At 28.7% G+C, this 19635-nt stretch carries 14 protein-coding genes; 9 read left to right on the top strand and 5 right to left on the bottom strand.

Translation table 11 applies throughout. The features are described from left to right. Positions 1-136: 136 nt before the first annotated feature. The 3 genes from CLAN_RS00635 to CLAN_RS00625 are packed head-to-tail and all read right to left on the bottom strand — an operon-like array spanning position 137 to position 2591. Positions 137-1144, bottom strand: coding sequence for an NAD-dependent epimerase/dehydratase family protein (locus CLAN_RS00635; RefSeq protein WP_100590325.1), 1008 nt, complete (start codon positions 1142-1144; stop codon positions 137-139). Beyond that, complete coding sequence (locus tag CLAN_RS00630) at positions 1134-1841, bottom strand: IspD/TarI family cytidylyltransferase (protein WP_100590324.1); 708 nt, start codon at positions 1839-1841, stop codon at positions 1134-1136. The genes CLAN_RS00635 and CLAN_RS00630 overlap by 11 nt, the downstream gene beginning before the upstream one ends. Before the next feature lie 15 nt (positions 1842-1856). Next, positions 1857-2591 carry a hypothetical protein gene (locus CLAN_RS00625; RefSeq protein WP_100590323.1) on the bottom strand — a complete coding sequence of 245 codons (735 nt, stop codon included), beginning with the start codon at positions 2589-2591 and terminating at the stop codon, positions 1857-1859. A gap of 197 nt (positions 2592-2788) precedes the next feature. Between CLAN_RS00625 and CLAN_RS00620 the strand changes: the two genes are divergently transcribed. From CLAN_RS00620 to CLAN_RS00580, 9 genes are all read left to right on the top strand, one after another. Continuing rightward, positions 2789-3274 (top strand): glycosyltransferase family A protein, encoded by a 486-nt coding sequence (locus CLAN_RS00620; protein ID WP_100590322.1) that lies wholly within the window; start codon positions 2789-2791, stop codon positions 3272-3274. Between the two features lie 19 nt (positions 3275-3293). Next, positions 3294-3683: an FAD synthase family protein gene (locus CLAN_RS00615; protein ID WP_100590321.1), complete on the top strand. Its 390-nt coding sequence runs from the start codon at positions 3294-3296 to the stop codon at positions 3681-3683. Beyond that, complete coding sequence (locus tag CLAN_RS00610) at positions 3680-4906, top strand: hypothetical protein (RefSeq protein WP_100590320.1); 1227 nt, start codon at positions 3680-3682, stop codon at positions 4904-4906. Before CLAN_RS00615 ends, CLAN_RS00610 begins: the two co-directional genes overlap by 4 nt. Then, positions 4907-9703 (top strand): CDP-glycerol glycerophosphotransferase family protein, encoded by a 4797-nt coding sequence (locus CLAN_RS00605; protein WP_100590319.1) that lies wholly within the window; start codon positions 4907-4909, stop codon positions 9701-9703. Next, entirely contained in the window at positions 9704-11017 is a 1314-nt protein-coding gene (locus CLAN_RS00600) for an alpha-2,3-sialyltransferase (RefSeq protein WP_100590318.1), read from the top strand. Beyond that, a complete protein-coding gene (locus CLAN_RS08340; RefSeq protein ID WP_100590317.1) occupies positions 11007-13118 on the top strand; it encodes a hypothetical protein in 2112 nt (703 codons plus the stop codon). Before CLAN_RS00600 ends, CLAN_RS08340 begins: the two co-directional genes overlap by 11 nt. 307 nt (positions 13119-13425) lie before the next feature. Then, a complete protein-coding gene (locus CLAN_RS00590) occupies positions 13426-14175 on the top strand; it encodes a ricin-type beta-trefoil lectin domain protein (RefSeq protein ID WP_100590316.1) in 750 nt (249 codons plus the stop codon). Next, positions 14172-14996 (top strand): cytolethal distending toxin subunit B family protein, encoded by an 825-nt coding sequence (locus tag CLAN_RS00585; RefSeq protein ID WP_100590315.1) that lies wholly within the window; start codon positions 14172-14174, stop codon positions 14994-14996. Before CLAN_RS00590 ends, CLAN_RS00585 begins: the two co-directional genes overlap by 4 nt. Next, positions 14993-15751 carry an RICIN domain-containing protein gene (locus CLAN_RS00580; protein ID WP_100590314.1) on the top strand — a complete coding sequence of 253 codons (759 nt, stop codon included), beginning with the start codon at positions 14993-14995 and terminating at the stop codon, positions 15749-15751. Before CLAN_RS00585 ends, CLAN_RS00580 begins: the two co-directional genes overlap by 4 nt. A 146-nt stretch (positions 15752-15897) precedes the next feature. Here CLAN_RS00580 and CLAN_RS00575 read toward each other — a convergent pair whose 3' ends face one another. Further along, positions 15898-16443 carry a superoxide dismutase family protein gene (locus tag CLAN_RS00575; RefSeq protein ID WP_096015336.1) on the bottom strand — a complete coding sequence of 182 codons (546 nt, stop codon included), beginning with the start codon at positions 16441-16443 and terminating at the stop codon, positions 15898-15900. A gap of 168 nt (positions 16444-16611) precedes the next feature. Then, positions 16612-19635 (bottom strand): type I restriction endonuclease subunit R, encoded by a 3024-nt coding sequence (locus tag CLAN_RS00570; protein WP_100590313.1) that lies wholly within the window; start codon positions 19633-19635, stop codon positions 16612-16614.

The following is a 19635-nucleotide window of genomic DNA, read 5'->3' as shown; positions in this document are numbered from 1 at the left end:
TATATTAATACATCTTGCCCATAATATGATTTTTACCATGCTGACAATTATAATCCCTATAAAACATATATTTTGAAAATTCTCCAATATTCATAGATCAGATCCAAATTAACTTTAAACTTGCTCTTTTAACTCTTTAAGCATTTATCAACTCCTTTTTGATACGAAATGTGTGTTCTAAGCCAACATTTATATCATATAGTGGCTTCCATCTCATATTAATCAGCTTTTGAGCTGATAGAACAGAATCTGCTTGTTTGGAGTATCCTTTTTGCTCTATCTCATCTGGTAATTCAAATTTAAGATTTACATTGGCTATATTTGCTAAAATTTGAGCATATTGGGCTATTGTGGCTATTGAATGCGGATTTGCGATATTATAAACTTCAGATTTTACACCATTTAATAATATAAAAAGCAAGGCACTAACTGCATCAGCTACATAGCAATATGTTCTACGCTGAGCACCTTTGCTTTTCATAACTATATCTTTGCCTAAAAGAGCATTTCTTAAAAATTGCGCATCTGCTCTAGAGTTATCATCAGTAATTGTATGTCCATATACGTAACACAGCCTAGCAATGTTTGTATGTATTCCAAATTGATCGCAATATGATACGCACAGAGTTTCAGCGGCTCTTTTAGATTCAGGATAGCAAGAACGTGCTATCTTAGTATCAACCACCCCTAAATCATCTTCTGTAAAATCATGGTCTATATTATTTCCATAAATTTCACCACTAGAAAGATATAAGAATTTCGAATTTGATTTTTTAGCTAATTCTAAAAGATTCATCGTTCCAAATAAATTAGCTTTCATAGTGCCAACTGGATCTTGTGAATATGCAAGTGGATGAGCATTGCTAGCAGCATGGATAATATAATCAAATTTATCATTAATTTTTAATGGCTCATTTAAATCTTGTTCTATTAATTTAATATTTTGGTTATTAAATCTAAATTTAAGCTTGTCAATCGATCTTGACATAGCATATACTTTAGCTCCGGCAAAGCTCAAATAATCAACTAAATATGAACCAATTAATCCATTTGCTCCTGTAATTAGAAATTTTTTATTGGTAAAATCATAATTTAATAGTTGGCTAATTTTATTGTATTCATCTATTTGGATTTTAGTTATCATTTTTATCTCCAATTAATAAGGCTCTAAATATATCCATATCTTCTAAAGTTGTTAATTTAATATTTTTTTCAGATCCTTTTGAAAAATAAACTTTTTCTCCTATTTCTATCATTAAAGTACAGCTAGCTATAGAGTTTGTGATATTTAATTCCGCAGCTTTTTTATGGGCATTCTTTATAATTCCAAGCTTAAACCCGTGTGGTGTTTGGGTACGTTTTAGATTGTCTCTAGGATATGATGATTTAGAAGATACTCCATCTTGAGTTTCAAGCATAGCTTCTTGACATGGTATGCATGTAATAGCGTTATCATATCGTCTAGTCACATCAATACATTCGGTAATAATATCTTTTGATAAATTTGGCCTATTGCCATCATGAATTAAAACAATATTATCATCTCCGTAATGCTCTGCCAAACCCATAATTCCATTTTTAATTGATTCTTGCCCAACGGCTCCTGCAGGGAAGATATGCTTTAATTTGGTAATCTTATACTGTTTAGCATAACTCTCTAATATATGCTCCCATCCATCAAGACATACAACAGCTATAATATCTATCTCTGGATGATTTTCGAATTTTTCCATAGTATAAGCGATAATTGGTTTATCATAAACTGTTAAAAACTGCTTAGGAATCGCTTGCCCCATCCTTGATCCAATACCACCAGCAATAATTAGCGCAATTACTTCCATTACATCTCCAATTTATCAATAAATTTTACTTATCAAAATTCCTAATTTATAAGACCTATGTTTTAGCACTCTTAATGCATAATCTCTATCCCAGTAGTTATCTATATCAAATTCATATTTTTTAGTGTAGGATTTGTCTTTTAAAATTTGATAGATATAAAGTGGGGTTTTTAAAAAGTTTTTTAATGAAATTTTAGAACTAATTAGTATTAAACCAATCCAATAATACACACTAGAATGCACTAGAGCAAAGGCTCCGATATTATGCTCTTTGGCGTATTTTTTAGCTATAGGTAGATATCTCTTATACCCAAGCGGATCATTTGAGAAATTTGATAAATTCAAAGCCAGCATACAATAACGATTTAAAAAGGTTTTTTCTAAAAATTTATATGTATTTTTATTGTTTTTAAAATCCTTAATGGCAGATGAGAGCATAACAGCAGCACCGCCACAGCGATAATATTTAGAAAATATCATAGGATTATCATAAAAATATTTTAGATATTGTTTCAACCTATATGGGACTAGGCTATTGATTTTACCGCCGTAATTAATAGTGCTATCTTTTCTTATTGTGTAGTTATAGAGCTTTTTAGGCAGGATGCTAATTTTATTAGCCTTAGCAAACAATACAATCCCAAAATAGTTATCCTCGCCGTGGATATCTAAAAATCTTAAATTTATATTTTTTAGATAATTAACATCTATCATAACCCAGCAACCACTAGCAAAGCTATGTAAATTCATATTTTGGCTTAATTCTAACCAATCTTTATTTGAGATGATGGTTTTGTTTTGTAGATTATAGTTTTCAATACTAGTTGGAAATATTTATATTAATTATTATGGAATATTATTTTTTATAATAATTTTTTTATATGTATTTAAAATAAATTTCGATATAATTTCATTTTAGTTAATCATTTTTAGGTTTGGTAAGAAATATGAGCGATAAAAGCGTTGGCGTGATAGTGCCTATTTATAATACTAGTCAATACCTAGATAAATGCCTAAATTCTATATCTTCACAAACTTATAAAAATATTAAAATATTTCTCATAGATGATGGTAGCACAGATAAAAATGTAGATAAGATCATCCGATCTTACATCACAACTGACGCAAGATTTACAACCACTAAAATACCAAATTCCGGTCAAGGTGTGGCTAGAAATTTAGGTATAGAGCATTTTTTAAACATAGATAAAACAGATTATATACTCTTTGTCGATTCTGATGACTATATAGATGAAAATTGCATAGAAGAATTGATAGTAAATGTTGGTGATTCTGACTTTATATGGTTTGATTTTAGATATAAATTTATCAATTCCAAACCACATAATCACCCAACTAGTATTGAAAACTATAATCTTCAAAACAAAACCATCATCTCAAATAAAGAGTGCTTAGAATTAAGCCAAAAGTAGTTCTATAAGGAATTAAATAATGAAGCGTGTTTTGACATTTGGGACATTTGATCTATTTCATTATGGTCATTTGATGATTTTACAAAGGGCTGCAGGTTTAGGAGATGAGCTATTTGTAGGAGTATCATCTGACGCATTGAATTTTTCTAAAAAGAATCGCTATCCTATATATTCTCAAATGGAAAGAATGGAGATAATTAAATCTTTAAAGTGTGTAACTGAAGTGTTTTTAGAAGAGTCCTTGGAGCTAAAAAGAGAATATTTACTTAAGTATAATGCCAATATTTTAGCAATGGGTAATGATTGGGAAGGTAAATTTGATGAATTTAAAGATATAGTAGATGTCGTTTATCTACCTAGAACACCTAGTATATCTACTACAGAATTAATAGAAAAGATTCGTGTATGAGCATTAAAAATATAATCAAAAATACATATATAGAAACAAAAGGATATTTATATTGTTCTACTTTGATATGTTTTTTAATTAATTTATATATGCAAAAATCAACACAACAACGATACGCAAAGCAATTAATTAATATATTAAATAATATGCAAAATTATTTTGCATATTATTATAAGGCAAAATATAATTTTTATTTTGCCAATTATGAAGTAAGTCTTAAAAATATTAATATTTTTTTGAAAAGATATCCCTATCATGTAGAAGGCAGATATCTAAAGTCACAAATTTTATATTGCATGGGAAATAAAGAAAATTCTTGGAAAATTTTAGAAAATATTTTAGAATTCAGTGCAAGATTCAAAACTTGGCTTATGCTTAGTAAAATAGTAGAAAACGAATATGATTTTAATAAATTTGAAAATTTATATTATAAATATAATCAAAATACAAATAAACAAATTACGCTATATCTTATACATGCTGGAATCAAAGGTATGGCTTATAAACAGACTAAGCATTATTTAGAAGATTTAATTTTAAATCATAAATTTGATTCTAAAAATAAAATATCGAAAAAAAAATTAAATAACAAAGATGCGATAAATGCCCTAAAAGATATTAAATTTTTTTTTGATAAATTAAATATTAAAATATTTTTAGTTAGTGGCACTTTTTTAGGTTGTATAAGAGAAGGAAGAATACTATCTCATGATTATGATATAGATATAGGAATTTTTAATGAGTCTATAAATTGCAATATTGCTAAAGCTATATGTAAAGAAGGTCTATTTTGCATACATGAATACAATACCCCTGGTATTATAAAAGTAAAGCATATAAATGGAATTTTAATAGATATTTTTATACATTACAAAGAAGATGATAAAGTATATCATTTAGGCGGCAAAGCTAAATGGTATAATACGCTATTTGAGCTTAAAGAGTATGAGTTTTTAGGTGAAAAATATTTTGGTGCAAAAGATTTTAATCTATATTTAACTGAAAATTATGGAGAAGATTGGAGAATTCCAAAGACTTCTTTTGATAATGTATTAGATACACCAAATGCTATAATAATTAATGATGATCTATATATTTTACATCTTTATAAACTATTAATGAGTAAATATTCTATATATTGCCAAGAAAAAATACTTAATGAACTTTACAAGTATGATGAAAATAATTTTATAAATAAATATAAAATTCATAAAGGATATTAGATGTTAAACCCTCTATTTAATTACTATTTTTCTATGGGAGCTTTATACTATCATCGTAACAAAAACTATCAAAAAGCACTTGATTGCTATATTAAAGCGAATTCTTATAATAAAAATAATGCTAAATGTATTTTTAAAATCGGAATGTGTTATTTTAAAATGCAAGATTGGAATAATGCAAAAACATATATTCAAAATGCAATAGCATTAAATCCAAATCAAAAACACTGGAAAAAACAATTAGATCAATCTCAAAACCATATAGAATCTGGCGGCATATCCCGTGGAAAGCTTTGGTGGAAAGAGGTAGAGGATTTAAAAGATGAGATTGCAACCAAAGGCGGGAATTTTGTAAGATATAAAAATCTTGCTATTGCTCTTGAGATGATGTTAAGATTTAAAGAAGCTGCACAAGCTTATTCTCAAGCATTAAAAACATTGCAAGATTTATCTGGTATTGATGCTGAATATTATTATAAAATGGGTTATTGCTATGAAAAAGGCATGGAGAATCAAAGTGATTTAGATTTAGCAAAAGAGTTATACAAAAAAGCAATATCCATTGATGAAAGATTAGAATCAAATTTATATGGAATAGGTGTATTTCATCAAAATAAAAATTTATGGATAGAAGCCAATAAGGCATATTTAGAATATTACAATGATAACATATCAATTAATCATGATGATAATATGCTATATAAAATAGGAATGAGTTTTGATATGCTTTATGACTGGGAAAATGCAGCTATATACTACGAAAAGGCATTAGAGATTAATTACCATAGGCCTTATACTCATTATAGATTGGGTTTTGTTTATGAGAGACAAAAAGAGTATAAAAAAGCAGCTTATTGTTATCAAGAAGCTGTAGCTCGCAATAGCGAACATAAGCCATATTGGTATTATAGATTGGGTTATTGTCTTAATAAATTAGGCAAATTTGAAGAAGCAAATAAGGCATTTATAGATATGGAAATATTCCAGCGTCAGCCTAAATACACTAATAATTTATCTAAAAATCACGCATTTGTACAAAAAATGACCTATGTTGAATTTAACAAAAACGAATCCATAAAAGATAATATAATTTTATATCAATCCCATACTGCTAAATATATGAGTTGTAATCCATATGCAATTTTTTCTTATTTATTACAAAATAATGATTTTAAGCATTTCACACATATATGGGCAATTCAGGATTTAAACGATATACCAAGTAGATTTAAAAAAATAAAAAATATTATTTTTGTAAAAACTGGAAGTGTGTTATATTTAAAATATTTAGCAAGTGCTAAATATTTAATAAACTCAGGTAATTTTTTTAGATTTTTTACTAGAAGAGAAGGACAAAAATATCTAAATACATGGCATGGGATACCTTGGAAGCATTTGGGTAAAGATATAAAAACTGGATTTATGCCTTTTGAAGTAACTCAAAAAGATTTTTTACAATCCACACATATAATATCACCTAATAGACATACATCAGATGTATTGCTAAAAAAATATGATATAGAAAATATATATACAGGAATATGCTATGAAAGCGGATATCCAAGAATCGATTTAACTTTAAATTTAGATAGTAATAGGGCTAAAGAAATAAAAGATATCTTAAAAATTAAAAATAATCAGAAAGTTGTTTTATATGCACCAACTTATAGAAATAGTTTTGAGAGTGGAAATATTAATTTTAAAAAACTAATTTCTGATATAAAAATATTCCAAACTTGCGGATATAAGGTGTTGTTTAGAGGGCATTATGTCTTAGAAAATAAATTGTTAGAACAAGGCATTGATTTTGTTCCAAGAAATATAGATACTAATGAACTTTTAAACATTGTTGATGTTTTAATTAGTGATTATTCATCTATTAGTTTTGATTATATGGTTTTAGATAGACCTATTATATATTATGTTTATGATTATAATGAGTATGAAAAAGATCATGGTTTGTATTTTGATATAAGAATGATTTCATCTATATTTTGCAAAACAGCTCAAGAGGTTTTAAATATTTTAAAAGATGATAATAGGCTAGAAAAATGCAAACCAAATAAAGAAATTAAAAATATGTTTATTGCAAATGAGGATGGTCAAGCTACTCAAAGAGTGGTAGATATGTTTTTTTTAAACAAAATTGATAAGGAAAAAGTATATAAAGTACAAGACCAGAGCAAAATTAATATGCTTATTTATCCAGGTAGTCTAGATGTAAATGGAATAACATCTTCTTTTATTAATTTTATAAATTATATTGATACAGATAGATATGATATTAGTATTGCTGTAGATGTTTGGTTGTTGAAAAATGATCAAAATAAACTAAATAATATAAACAAAATAAAAGATAAAGTTCATATTTTAGGAAATCCAAATATTTTATCAATGGATTATGAAGAAGAGTATATTTTAACGCATCCTGTATTTAAAATTAGAAGATATAATGATAAGCAAGAACAAATTATGCAATCAATTTTTGAAAGAGATTTTAGATGCCTATATGGAGATTCTAAATTTGATGTATTAATTAATTTTGATGGCTATGGAGAATTATGGATATCTAGATTTGCATATTCTAAAAGCCCTGCTAAAAAGCTTATTTATTTCCATAGTGATATGCAAGCAGAATTTCTCTTAAAATTTCCATATTTGGAGAAATGTTTTAATCTTTGTAGATATTTTGATAAAATACTTTCAGTTTCTAATTTATTAAATGAGATTAATTCTAGTTTTTTACATAAAAAATACGGTATTGCGAGCGATAAATTTTCATTTATTAATAATATAATTGATTATCAAAATATTATTTTTAAAAAAAATTGGTCGCTTAAAAATAAAGATGAGAAAATTATTTTTGATTCTAGATATAGAATTTTTATTACTATTGGAAGATTTTCAAAAGAAAAAAATCATATAGCCTTAATTGAATCATTTAAAGAGATTCATAAAAAACACAAGGATATAAGGCTTGTAATTATTGGCGATGGTCCATTAAAAGGGCAAATGGATAAGATAATTAAAAAACTTAATATGTCTAATGTTATTTTTCTATTAGGTCGCAAAGAAAATCCATATTCATATTTAAATAAAGCAAATTATTTTATTTTACCTTCATTGCATGAGGGACAGCCTATTGTTATTTTAGAAGCTTTAGTCTTGCAAAAACCTATTATTGCATCAGATATAGCGGGATGCAGGGATGTTTTAAATAATAGAGGTGGCATCTTAGTTAAAACATCTAAAGAAGGATTTATGCATGGCATACAATGCGCTTTAGATAATAAAATACCTATAAAGCAATTTAATTACATAGAATACAATGATAAAATTTTAAGTGAATTTGATAAATTATTAGAAGCAAGAACTATAAAAGACTATAAGCCAAAGAAAATTTACGATTCTCCTTGTATTATAATGGCCAAACCAGATGGTTTTGGAATGAGAATTTTTTCATTAATTGCTGGATTAGTTTTATCTAAAAAAACAGAATTACCATTTTATTTTAAATGGGAACCCGTTGAAGATGTCATTGGAAATAAATATGAGATGTTTAACGCAAAACATAATTTATCCTTTTCTATAGGAGATGAAAAATTAATATTTGATAATGAATTTTTAGATAAGCATTTAATATTTGATAAACAAATCAGCAACAATCATGGCTTTATGATACATAATACAAAAAGGACTTTTGAAGATATTAAAAAGGGTCCTTATGAAAATCCTTGGGGATGGTATGCTCCAAGTATAGGTGGAGGTATAATTAGTAATTGGATAGAAAATTATTCTCAAGAAGAATGTTATGCAGATTTTGCTAAGGCTTATAAGGAAATTACATTTTCAAAAGAATTTGCTCTTATACAAAAAAATGCTAGTAATATCGCAAAAGAACTAGGGCATTTTATCGCTATCCACATAAGGGGTGCCGATATTATATTTTCTTCAACTTATAAAAAAGCTTCGCTGTATGGCTTTATTGGAGATAAGTATTTTCCTTATGAAATAGCTTTGGAATTAATTCAAGAAAAAATAGACAAACAAACAAAAATTTTAATTTTTACACAAGATATTAAGGCTAGTAAAATTTTAATAGATAGTGTTGGACGATGCAATATATATTTAGCTGATGAATTTGCTAAATCATATAGCGATTTGACACAAAGAGCATTTTTTGAAATGAATTTGATGTCTTATGCAGATATTATTTATACTCCTGGTATATCTTTGCAAAAATCTGCCTTTTCTCAAGTACCATCTTGTATTGCTGGAATTAAAAAAGATATCTCATTCCACGATGTGTATACCTTAAATGAACAATATGAAATACTTAAGAAAAATATATTAAAGTTAAATATAGATTCATTATATCATTCTATGGCGTATTTTAGACTTTATCAATTATCCTTAAAAATTAATGGCTATAACTCTAAAACACTAGAATATTTACTACAAGCAAAAAAACAAGATAATGATAATATAGCTTGGGACTTAAATATGTTAGATTTTTACTTGCATAATAATAATTTAAAAGCAGTAGAATCATGGCTTAAAGAAAATTTACAAGAAAAATATCAAGATATATTTGATACATTATTTATGCATAGCGGTCTTGTTTATAAATATCATATATCTCAATATTTAAAGCTTAATCTATCTAAACAGTATCCTTATATAGTTTATTTGATAATGAAGTTAGCTGAGTATAGAAAAGATGGTAAGAAATATAAACAAGCTTTAGAAATATTAGAAAAATATAATAAAGATATAATTAATGATTTAGGGGTATAAATGAGATTAGCAGTTCATTTATTTGGTCATGTAAGAACATATAAGCAAACTTATCAATCTTTTTTAAAATATGTTATAGAAATTAATAGACAAGATGGCTGGGAGATAGATATTTTTTTACATACTTGGAATAAATTTGATGAAGCTTCTCCTTTAGGTCATTACTATCCAGGTTTAACTAATGTTACTTTAAAAAATGAAGATATTAAAGAAATATTAACATTATATAATCCAGTAGATTATTTAATAGAGGAATTGCCTAGTGGAGTTATCGGACTTCCGCTGACTATTCAAAAAGTTAATCAAATAAGGCAAAATTATTCTAAGAAAATGAATATAACTTATGATTATTACTTATATACTAGACCAGATATTATGTTTTATTACAATTTAAAAATTAATGAATATCTTAAACTATATAAACCCATAAGAAATATAAATAATGGCTGGGAGGGAGTATTTAAGGATTATAAATTGCCATCACGGGTAAATTTTGTTTCTAGTAATGCTTTTAGATTTGGTGTTTTAGATTATAGAATGCCAAATGAAGGAGATTTGGTTTGGTTTAGCAATTTTGAAAATGATATAAGTCCACATGATGCATATAAAAAAGATAGTAATATTTTAAATATATTTATAAAATATCGTTGGCAATATGAATTTATTATATGGAGAGCAAATATGAAAAATATTGATCCATTAATAGATATTAAAAAATCTATCTTGCAATCAAAAGAAGTTGAATTATCAAAAATACAAACTAAATTACTAGATAAAATTGAAGAATCAAAAAATGCTCAAATTTTACTTAACTCTTTAAAAACTAAAAAAGATATTTTAGAAATCCAAATTCTAGAAAAACAAAATCATAATTTAGAATTAAAAAATAAAAAATTAGAAATTGATCTAGATATTTTTAAGCCATATGTGCCAATATATTTAAAATTTAATGCTAAAAACTCAGCTAAATATCGTATAAAAAATCACTTAAGCTATAAATTAGGTTCTGCTATGATAGCAAACTCTAAAAGCATATGGGGATATATAAGAATGCCTTATGTATTAAGCTATATAAAAGATATGCATAAAAAAGAACAAATAGCCTATAATGAAAAAATTAAAGCTAATCCAAGCTTAAAACTCCCACCACTAGAGTCATATCCAGATTACAAAGAAGCTTTAAAATGCAAAAATCACTTAAGCTATAAACTAGGAAATGCCTTTTTAAAAGCACATAAATATCGTTTTTTAGGTGGATATATTTGGTTATTATTCGAAATTAGAAATATTATAAAGGAAAAAAATGTTAAATGAAATTAATAAAAGCATATTAAATTGGGATATGCAAACAGTAAGAAAACAATATGAAATACTAATAAAAATTTCTCCACAATATATTCCTCTATATATTAAATTTTTATATCAATGTGGGTTATTAGAAGATGTGTTGAGTTTAAGTTCTAAAGAAGTTGATATTTCTTTGATCACAACAGCAAATTATGATGATTTTATTAATGGTCTAATTAAATTAGTTAATGATAAAATTGAAAATATAACAACCATAAATTATCCATTTATAGAAAATGAAATTTTAGAAATATATAAATTAAATTATATAATAAAAGAAAAAAAAGTAAGTGTCGATCTAGGTACTAAAATTATAGAAACTATATTTTATAAGCAAACAAATCAAAAAAGTATCTCTCGTATTTATGCCTATACAATATTATTTAATTATTTTAAAGAGCAATCTGAATGGAAATATTTTGTAAATATAAGAACTTTATCTATATGGATGAACGAATATTTATATAATACCAATGGTTCAAATAAATATACAAAAATATTAATTGAAATACTAAATAAGCATTATAATTGTTTCTCAAAAAGCGATAAGCCAAAAGTTGCAATTGTAGTAGCTGGGATTCTTCGCGGATTTTATCAAATGAACATTCATGCTATTGTAAATTATTTAGCAAAACCATTAAATGCAGATATTTTTCTTTTTTCATGGGATGAGTTTGCTACTTGGCATGGATTGCCAAATTTAGCAAATTTTTCTATGAGACACTTTCCTGAAATTAAACCGCTATTCCCTTTTGATGGAGCAAAATTAAAAAATACTTTTCCTAATACATATAAAAAACTTAATAAAGAACATTATGAAAAATTAGATAAACATTATTTTGAACAATGGCCAGAGTTTATTGGCATTATGCTAGAAAATCAATCTAATTTTGAAAATACTATAGTACATCAAATTAATAACAAAATATATAACCGTAGTAATTTTGAATCTGATGAATTTAAAGCTTTATCTTCTAATTTATTAAAAATGTATTATGCTAATCATAAAGCTAAGGAATTAATTATAGAGCATGAAAATAAAAATAATTTTAAATATGATTATATTATTAGAATTAGGCCTGATACTTTTCCTAGAAATATAGACTTAGCAGATCTGTCAAAGCTTAGAGAAAATGAAATTGCTTGCCATTCTTGGTCGGCTGGTATAGACGATAAAGTGTATTATGGCAGAAGAAATGAGATGATGAAATACCTATCACTATATGAATATGGGAAAAAAGATGATTTTAATTTTCATATTAATGCATTTTCGAAACCATTTGTTGTTGAAAGTTGTCATAGAACACAATTAGACTGGCTTTTGGCTAATAATTTAGTTTTACGCTCTTCAGATTTGCTTAACTCCTTTATGCAATCTTATAATAATATTTTTCATATTTCTTATTTTCCAGATATATCTGAAACATTAAAAGAGGATATAAAAATAATTAAACAAAATAAATCTATAAGTAAATATGAATTAGATTTTTGCTTAAGATGTTTTGATAGATATAAAAGATCTATATCGCAAAAACGTGAATTATTAAATAATAATTTTTATGAAACAATGTTATATTACGCTAAACACGCAAAATCAATTGTAGATATAGAGCTAAGTAAAGAAGAAGGCCAATTAAGTCTAAAACCAAAGGTTGAAATTTTGCAGTATAACTCACAACAAATTATCAACACCGCCAAATCCCGCATTAAAAACCAGCTAAGCTATAAACTTGGTCAAGCTATGATAGCAAATTCAAAAAGCTTATGGGGCTATATCAGAATGCCTTATATCCTAAGCTATATCAAAGAAACCCACCAAAAAAATCAACAACTCTATCAAGAAAAAATTAAAGCTAACCCAAGCTTAAAGCTTCCACCACTTGAATCATATCCAGATTACAATGAGGCTATAAAGATAAAAGAGCATCTAAGCTACAAACTCGGAGAGGCTCTAATAAATGCTGATAAATCTAAACTAAAACTAGGCTACCTAACTCTATGGTTTAAATGTAAAAATATCACCAAAGAGCATAAAGATAATCACCAAATCATTAAAACCACACCATAAATAAAATTCATAAATACCAACTATTTCATTTAGTAAAATCTAAATGAAATAGTCCAAACAAACCTAAAACACAAATAAATATAATCAACTATTATAAATCTCTTTTTAAACCTCTTTATACTCCTTTAAATCAAATTTAGCTACAATCAGTTTTAAAATCAATTATCAAAATTAATCAAGAATAATATAATTATTCAAGTAATATAAATTTGAAAAATAAAATTTAAAATATCAATTTTTAAATTTAAAAATAAAAATTCAAATTCAAAAGATAAATTGATAAAGCACACCAACTCAAAGGCCACAAATGAGAAATTTGCTATTTATGCTATTTATATCTTTAATTTTCATATCTTGCTCTTCAAGCAAGTCGCCATATTATCCGCCTATAATGGATGATAATTTCACTCATAATTCTCTAAAAACACCTATATTTAATAAACTTGATTTAGCAGATCCATCTAATCCATTAGCAAATACCACCCCATCAAATAATCAGTCAAATTCATCTAATCAACCACCCCAAATAACCCAGCCACCGCTATTAACCGCCCCAGCTACTCTAGGCTCATCCCCATCTCTTGGATCTAAATCCACCCCACTAACTATAATAAACCCAAAGGGTGGCTCAGCAATCACAGTTTGGGCATTAGCTCCTGGTAATTGGCTATGGGGATATACCTTAGATAACTCTAAAGAGTTTGGTAGAGCTAGGTCTTGGCAAGTTTTAAATCTAGGTAATGATATAGCTTTGATTATAAATTTCCTTACTAATACTTGTATCCATGATGAAGGTGGTGGTATCACTCACAGAAATTGCGATATCAATAACAAATCCCAACAATGGCAACTATCAGCTATGGACAATGGCGCCATTCAGATCAAATCTAGTGCTTCTAGTAAGTGTATCACAACAGATCTTGGCTCACTAACTCAAACTGGCAGCTACTATAGTCTTGCTATGAGAGAGTGTAATTTTAAGCCAAATTTTAATCAACAATGGGTATTTATCCCTGAAGCAGCACCAACTTCTCCACTCTTAGGATATCAACAATGAAAAATATATTAATAATACTATTATTTAGCTTTATAAGTTTATATGCTAATATAGATGATTTTAAAACAGCCACTTGGAATATGCAAGGCTCAAGTGCTAGTAGCGAGGCTAAATGGAGCATTAGTATAGCTCAAATGTTCTCTGGAGCTAATGGAATAGATGTCTTAGCTATCCAAGAAGCTGGCACCTTACCCGCTACAGCCGAGCCAACTGGAAGAGAATTTAGAGCATTTGGTACTAGTGTAGTTGTAACTGAGCATGTATGGAATATAGGCACCAGACTAAGACCTGATCTAATCTTTATATACTATGCTAGGACAGATTTAGGTGGTAATAGAGTAAATTTAGCCCTAGCTAGTAGAAGACAAGCTGATGAAGTATTCTTACGACCACCTCCAACAACAGCCTCAAGACCAATGCTAGGAATTAGAATTAATAATGATGCATTCTTTAGTATTCACGCATTAGCTAATGGTGGAGCTGATGCTTCAGCTATTGTGCATAATATAGATCTATTCTTTCAAAGCACCCCAACCCTAGCTAATACCAATTGGATTATAATGGGAGATTTTAATAGAGAGCCAGTAGATCTGCTTAGCACATTTGAATTAGAGCTAAGACTTAGAACTAGGATAGTTACTAATAACGCAATAACTCAAATAAGCGCTAGAAGAACTCTAGATTACGCTGTAGTAGGTAACTCTAATAGAGCTATAGCACCAGCACCACTACCACCAATATCAGCTAGCACATTCTTTAGTGGATTTAGAACTCACATAGCAAGTGACCACTTCCCTGTAACATTTAGGAGATTTCCATGAAAATAGCTATAAAAATATCTTTAATATCTTTAATATCTATATTTATCATCAGTTGTAGCGGAGCTAAAATAGATCAACCAAAGCAAGATATGAGCTTTTTAAAGCTTGATAGCTCTAAGGGATTTGCAGGAGATATAAGCAAAGCCCCAGATGAAACAAAAGCCCCAGATAGAGCTCCATTATTAAATGATAAAATAAAAACACCAATCTTAACTAGCTCAAATAATCAAGATGGGTTTGATCCATTTACCTTGCCTTTAAGCCTAAGATCACTTGATACAGGTATGCCTTTAGTAGTAAATTTAGGTAAATCAGATGAAACTTTTAATTATAACCTAAGAGAGGTTAAAGCATTTGAACCAACTATAATTGATGAGATTAAAAGGGTTGATAGCTTTGCACATTTAAGCCTTGAGTATGTTCAGTTTGTATCAGCTAATGATATAAATAGTTGCCTTGGGATTGATGAGAGTGGATTTTTTGCTTTAAAGAATTGTATTGGGGATTTAGATAGAAAGAAGTTTGAAACTGTATTTCAACTCATTCCACTACTAAGTGATGCTGTAGAGATAAGATCACTAGTCTTAGGTGGTAAAGAGTGTATAAGCACATTTTTTAACCCAAATTTAGAGCCATGGCAAAGAGTGGGAATATTAAGATGTGAATTAAGAGAGGGTTTTAGCGTAGATCTAGCTAAGCTTTGGGCTATTATGCCTGAAATCAAACAAGCAGCTATAATCCAACCGGTGGATTGAGTTAAGATAGGTAGATTACAGATTAAAAGTGCGGTAATTAACGATTAGTTTTATTTTTCAAGAGATTTTTATATTTTTTATGGCGGATCAAGAATAAATTAATAATAAAAATTCGTGTTTTAAGCCCTAAAAAAGGGCTTAAAGGTTTATTTAATAACGCCACACGCCATTCTAGCGCCGCCGCCGCCAAGTGCTTTTGGATGGTCGCTGTGATTGTCACCACCGATATGAACCATCAAAGAGTGGTCTTTTAACTCGCTTAAATCTTTGATTTTAGGAGATAAAACAGGATTTGTCGCAGTGCCATCAGACGCTACATATAGTGCTGGTAAGTCGCCTTTGTGGCCTTTGTCATCCCAAGGTAAAGAGTGATTACCACTATTTGCTGGATCCCAGTGGCCGCCGGCTTTCATACCTAAGCCCTTGTCAGTTGCGCCACAATCAGGATTTGCATGGACATGAAATCCGTGTAAGCCTGGCTCTAAGCCTTTAAGATCTGGGAAAAACGCCACGCCGTAATTTGTTTTAACCGCTATTACGCTACCTACTGGAGTGTTTTTGTCTTGTCCTAGTAAATCAACTTTGATCTCAATGTGATCTACACTTTTAGGATCAAAAATTGTCATATTAGCCGCTAATAAACTAGAGCTAGCAAGCATCAAAGCAGATGCTACAAAACCAAATTTTTTCATAATTTTCCTTTAAAATTGAAGTATGATTTATTATAACCAAAAATTATTAATAAATTAAGATTTTTAATACAAAATCCAAATTTTACCTATAAAATAGCCAAACCACGCCAAAAAGTATAAATTTCACGATTTTTCGCATTTAGCCTAATATCCCTTTAAAATCCACCTTTATATACCCAATCCAAAATATTTATCAAAGAATTTCAATAATTTTTCGATTATTGCTTGTTTTCTTTCATTTCTATTGCCACCGTTAAATCTACCCATAGGTGGTAGTATTTTTTCTATATCTGTTCCTATTGTTTTGACTTGACCATCTCTAAAAGAGCTATCTATAAACTTTCTCGTCTCGCTCTCTTTTAAATTTTCATCTTTTATTAAATCTTTTAGATCGCTCTCCTTTTGTTCTTTGACAAATTTCGCCCAATCTGTCATTACATCTGTATCGGCGTTAATTTTATTGATAAATCCATCTATTAGATCTTTTTTGGATCTTAATGACATGCTTGCTCTAATCGCTTTATCGATTGAGCTTCGTATCTCTTGGTTTTTACAATTTGATTTATGGTATTTTGTAACTAGCATTAAAATATAATCTATATTTACCTCTAATTGCCTTACAAGCTCCATCTCAAATACCAAATCATCTTTTATACTTTCGCTATCTTCTGATTTTGATTTGAACTCATCATTGAGATCTTCATATTCGCTAAGGTAATCTCGAAAATCCTCTTCGCTTAGTATCTCCATGCCTTTGAATTTGTCAAATGATGATAGGATATTTCTCAGTCTTAGAATGCTACCAAAGGAGATTATAAAATCCCTTTTGGCTGATTCTCCTATGATTTGCTCGTCTGGCGGATACTTTTGGATAAGCTGGGCTATTTTTTCTTCATAGCCCATAATATGCTTTTTGTCATCATCATATCCATAATAGTAATCTTCAAAAGATCTTAGCAGCACTATCCCGCTCGCATTTTTATCGCCAAATAGGGCTATTGCGTCATTTGTCTCGTCCTGTAAATCTCTAAAACATACGATATTTCCATAGGATTTTACAGAATTTAATATCCGATTTGTTCTTGAAAATGCTTGTATCAATCCATGTTGTTTTAGGTTTTTATCCACCCATAATGTATTTAGCGTAGTAGCGTCAAATCCTGTCAAAAACATATTAACAACGATCAATAAATCAACTTCTCTTTTCTTAACCTTATCAGATAGATCCTTATAATAGTCTTGAAATCCATTGCCTTCAGATGAGAAATTTGTTTTAAATTTTTTATTGTATTCGCTTATAGCAAAATCCAAAAACTCTCTTGAGCTTTTATCCAATAGCTCCGTCTCAAATCCCTCATCGTCTATTATTCCATCGGCCCTGTCTTCTTCATTAGCTGAAAAAGAGAATATCGTAGCGATGGTTAAATCTTTTTGCTTTTCTTCTAATTGCTTTTTAAATTCCAAATAATATTTTTTAGCCATCTCAATCGAAGCGACCGCAAACATCGAGTTAAATCCACTCATTCTTTGACCTTTTAAATCATAATATGAGCTTCTTTTTGTCTTTTGGTCAAAATGCTCTATTATATATTCAACTATTTTTTTAACCCTCTTGTCATCTGCCAATGCCCCTGCCTCATCGATTCTTGCGACTTCTTTGTCTTTTATTTCATCTTTTTTCTTAATCGTATTTACATAATCAATTCTAAATGGCAAGACATTCCCATCATTTATAGCATCCACAATAGTATAAGTATGTAGCTTATCCCCAAAGGCTTGCTCAGTGGTACAAAAATTAGGATTTGATTTATTAGTAGCATTTTTAGCAAAAATCGGCGTTCCTGTAAATCCAAATAGATGATAATTCTTAAAGCTCTTAGCTATCGATATATGCATACCACCAAACTGCGATCTATGGCACTCATCAAATATCAAAACCAAATGCTTTTGAAATGCCGGATGTTTGGGGTTTCTTTTTACAAATTCGCTTAACTTTTGGATAGTTGTAACTATGATTTTAGCGTTATCATCTTCAATCTGTTTTTGTAGTATTTTGGTATTTCTATTGCCATTTGCCGCACCCTTTTCGAACCTATCATACTCTCGCATCGTCTGATAATCCAAATCTTTTCTATCAACTACAAACAGCACCTTATCTATATAGTCTAATTTACTTGCTAGTTGAGCGGTCTTAAATGATGTCAAGGTCTTGCCAGAGCCTGTGGTATGCCATATGTAGCCACCAGCTTCTATCGTTCCCATTTTTTTATAATTTGTGCTTATTTGAATTTTATTTAGTATTCTTTCAGTGGCGGCTATTTGATATGGACGCATCACCAGCAATAACTCTTCAGCCGTAAATACGCAATATTTGGTTAATATATTTAGTATCGTATGCTTTGAAAAAAATGTCTTAGTAAAATCCACTAAATCGGGTATTACCTTATTACTCGCATCAGCCCAGTATGAAGTAAATTCAAAGCTATTGCTTGTTTTCTTGCTTCTATTTTGTGTTTGGGTTTTTTCTTTTATATGGCTCTCTCTTGTGGTGTTAGAATAGTATTTTGTATTTGTGCCATTTGAAATTACAAATATTTGTATATACTCATATAGCCCACTACCAGCCCAGAAGCTATCTCTTTGATATCTATTAATCTGATTAAATGCTTCTTTTAAGGCTACTCCCCGTCTTTTTAACTCTATATGAATCAAAGGCAATCCATTGACCAAAATCGAAACATCATAGCGATTTTCATAGTTTCCGCCCTTTTCTACATATTGGTTAATAACTTGTAATATATTATTATGGATATTTTTCTTATCAATTAGATAGATATTTCTACTCGTTCCATCATCTTTTTTTAATACTTGGATATGATCTTCTTGGATTTTTTTGGTTTTTTGGACTATTCCATCATTGTTATTAGCGATACTATTTTTATAAAATCTATCCCATTCATTATCACTAAATTTATAATCATTTAATATCTCTAATTGAGCTCTAAGGTTACTGATAAGTGCCTTTGAATCATTGATTTTTAGATATTCATAGCCTTGCTCACTAAGCATTTTTATAAATTCATTTTCTAAGGCTGCTTCGCTTTGATAACTATCAGATTTTTTCTTTAATGGCTCATACTCAGCCACCACAGTAGAATTGCTCATTTCCATAACTATATTGTATTTATTCAT

It is taken from the genome of Campylobacter lanienae NCTC 13004, assembly GCF_002139935.1.
GTDB classification, from domain to species: Bacteria; Campylobacterota; Campylobacteria; order Campylobacterales; family Campylobacteraceae; genus Campylobacter; species Campylobacter lanienae.
This window is presented reverse-complemented; position numbering and strand designations above follow the sequence as displayed.

Coding starts and splice junctions, on each gene's coding strand:
- CLAN_RS00635 (WP_100590325.1), bottom strand. CDS start 1,144: ATGATAACTAAAATCCAAATAGATGAATACAATAAAATTAGCCAACTA.
- CLAN_RS00630 (WP_100590324.1), bottom strand. CDS start 1,841: ATGGAAGTAATTGCGCTAATTATTGCTGGTGGTATTGGATCAAGGATG.
- CLAN_RS00625 (WP_100590323.1), bottom strand. CDS start 2,591: ATGAATTTACATAGCTTTGCTAGTGGTTGCTGGGTTATGATAGATGTT.
- CLAN_RS00620 (WP_100590322.1), top strand. CDS start 2,789: ATGAGCGATAAAAGCGTTGGCGTGATAGTGCCTATTTATAATACTAGT.
- CLAN_RS00615 (WP_100590321.1), top strand. CDS start 3,294: ATGAAGCGTGTTTTGACATTTGGGACATTTGATCTATTTCATTATGGT.
- CLAN_RS00610 (WP_100590320.1), top strand. CDS start 3,680: ATGAGCATTAAAAATATAATCAAAAATACATATATAGAAACAAAAGGA.
- CLAN_RS00605 (WP_100590319.1), top strand. CDS start 4,907: ATGTTAAACCCTCTATTTAATTACTATTTTTCTATGGGAGCTTTATAC.
- CLAN_RS00600 (WP_100590318.1), top strand. CDS start 9,704: ATGAGATTAGCAGTTCATTTATTTGGTCATGTAAGAACATATAAGCAA.
- CLAN_RS08340 (WP_100590317.1), top strand. CDS start 11,007: ATGTTAAATGAAATTAATAAAAGCATATTAAATTGGGATATGCAAACA.
- CLAN_RS00590 (WP_100590316.1), top strand. CDS start 13,426: ATGAGAAATTTGCTATTTATGCTATTTATATCTTTAATTTTCATATCT.
- CLAN_RS00585 (WP_100590315.1), top strand. CDS start 14,172: ATGAAAAATATATTAATAATACTATTATTTAGCTTTATAAGTTTATAT.
- CLAN_RS00580 (WP_100590314.1), top strand. CDS start 14,993: ATGAAAATAGCTATAAAAATATCTTTAATATCTTTAATATCTATATTT.
- CLAN_RS00575 (WP_096015336.1), bottom strand. CDS start 16,443: ATGAAAAAATTTGGTTTTGTAGCATCTGCTTTGATGCTTGCTAGCTCT.
- CLAN_RS00570 (WP_100590313.1), bottom strand. CDS start 19,635: ATGAATAAATACAATATAGTTATGGAAATGAGCAATTCTACTGTGGTG.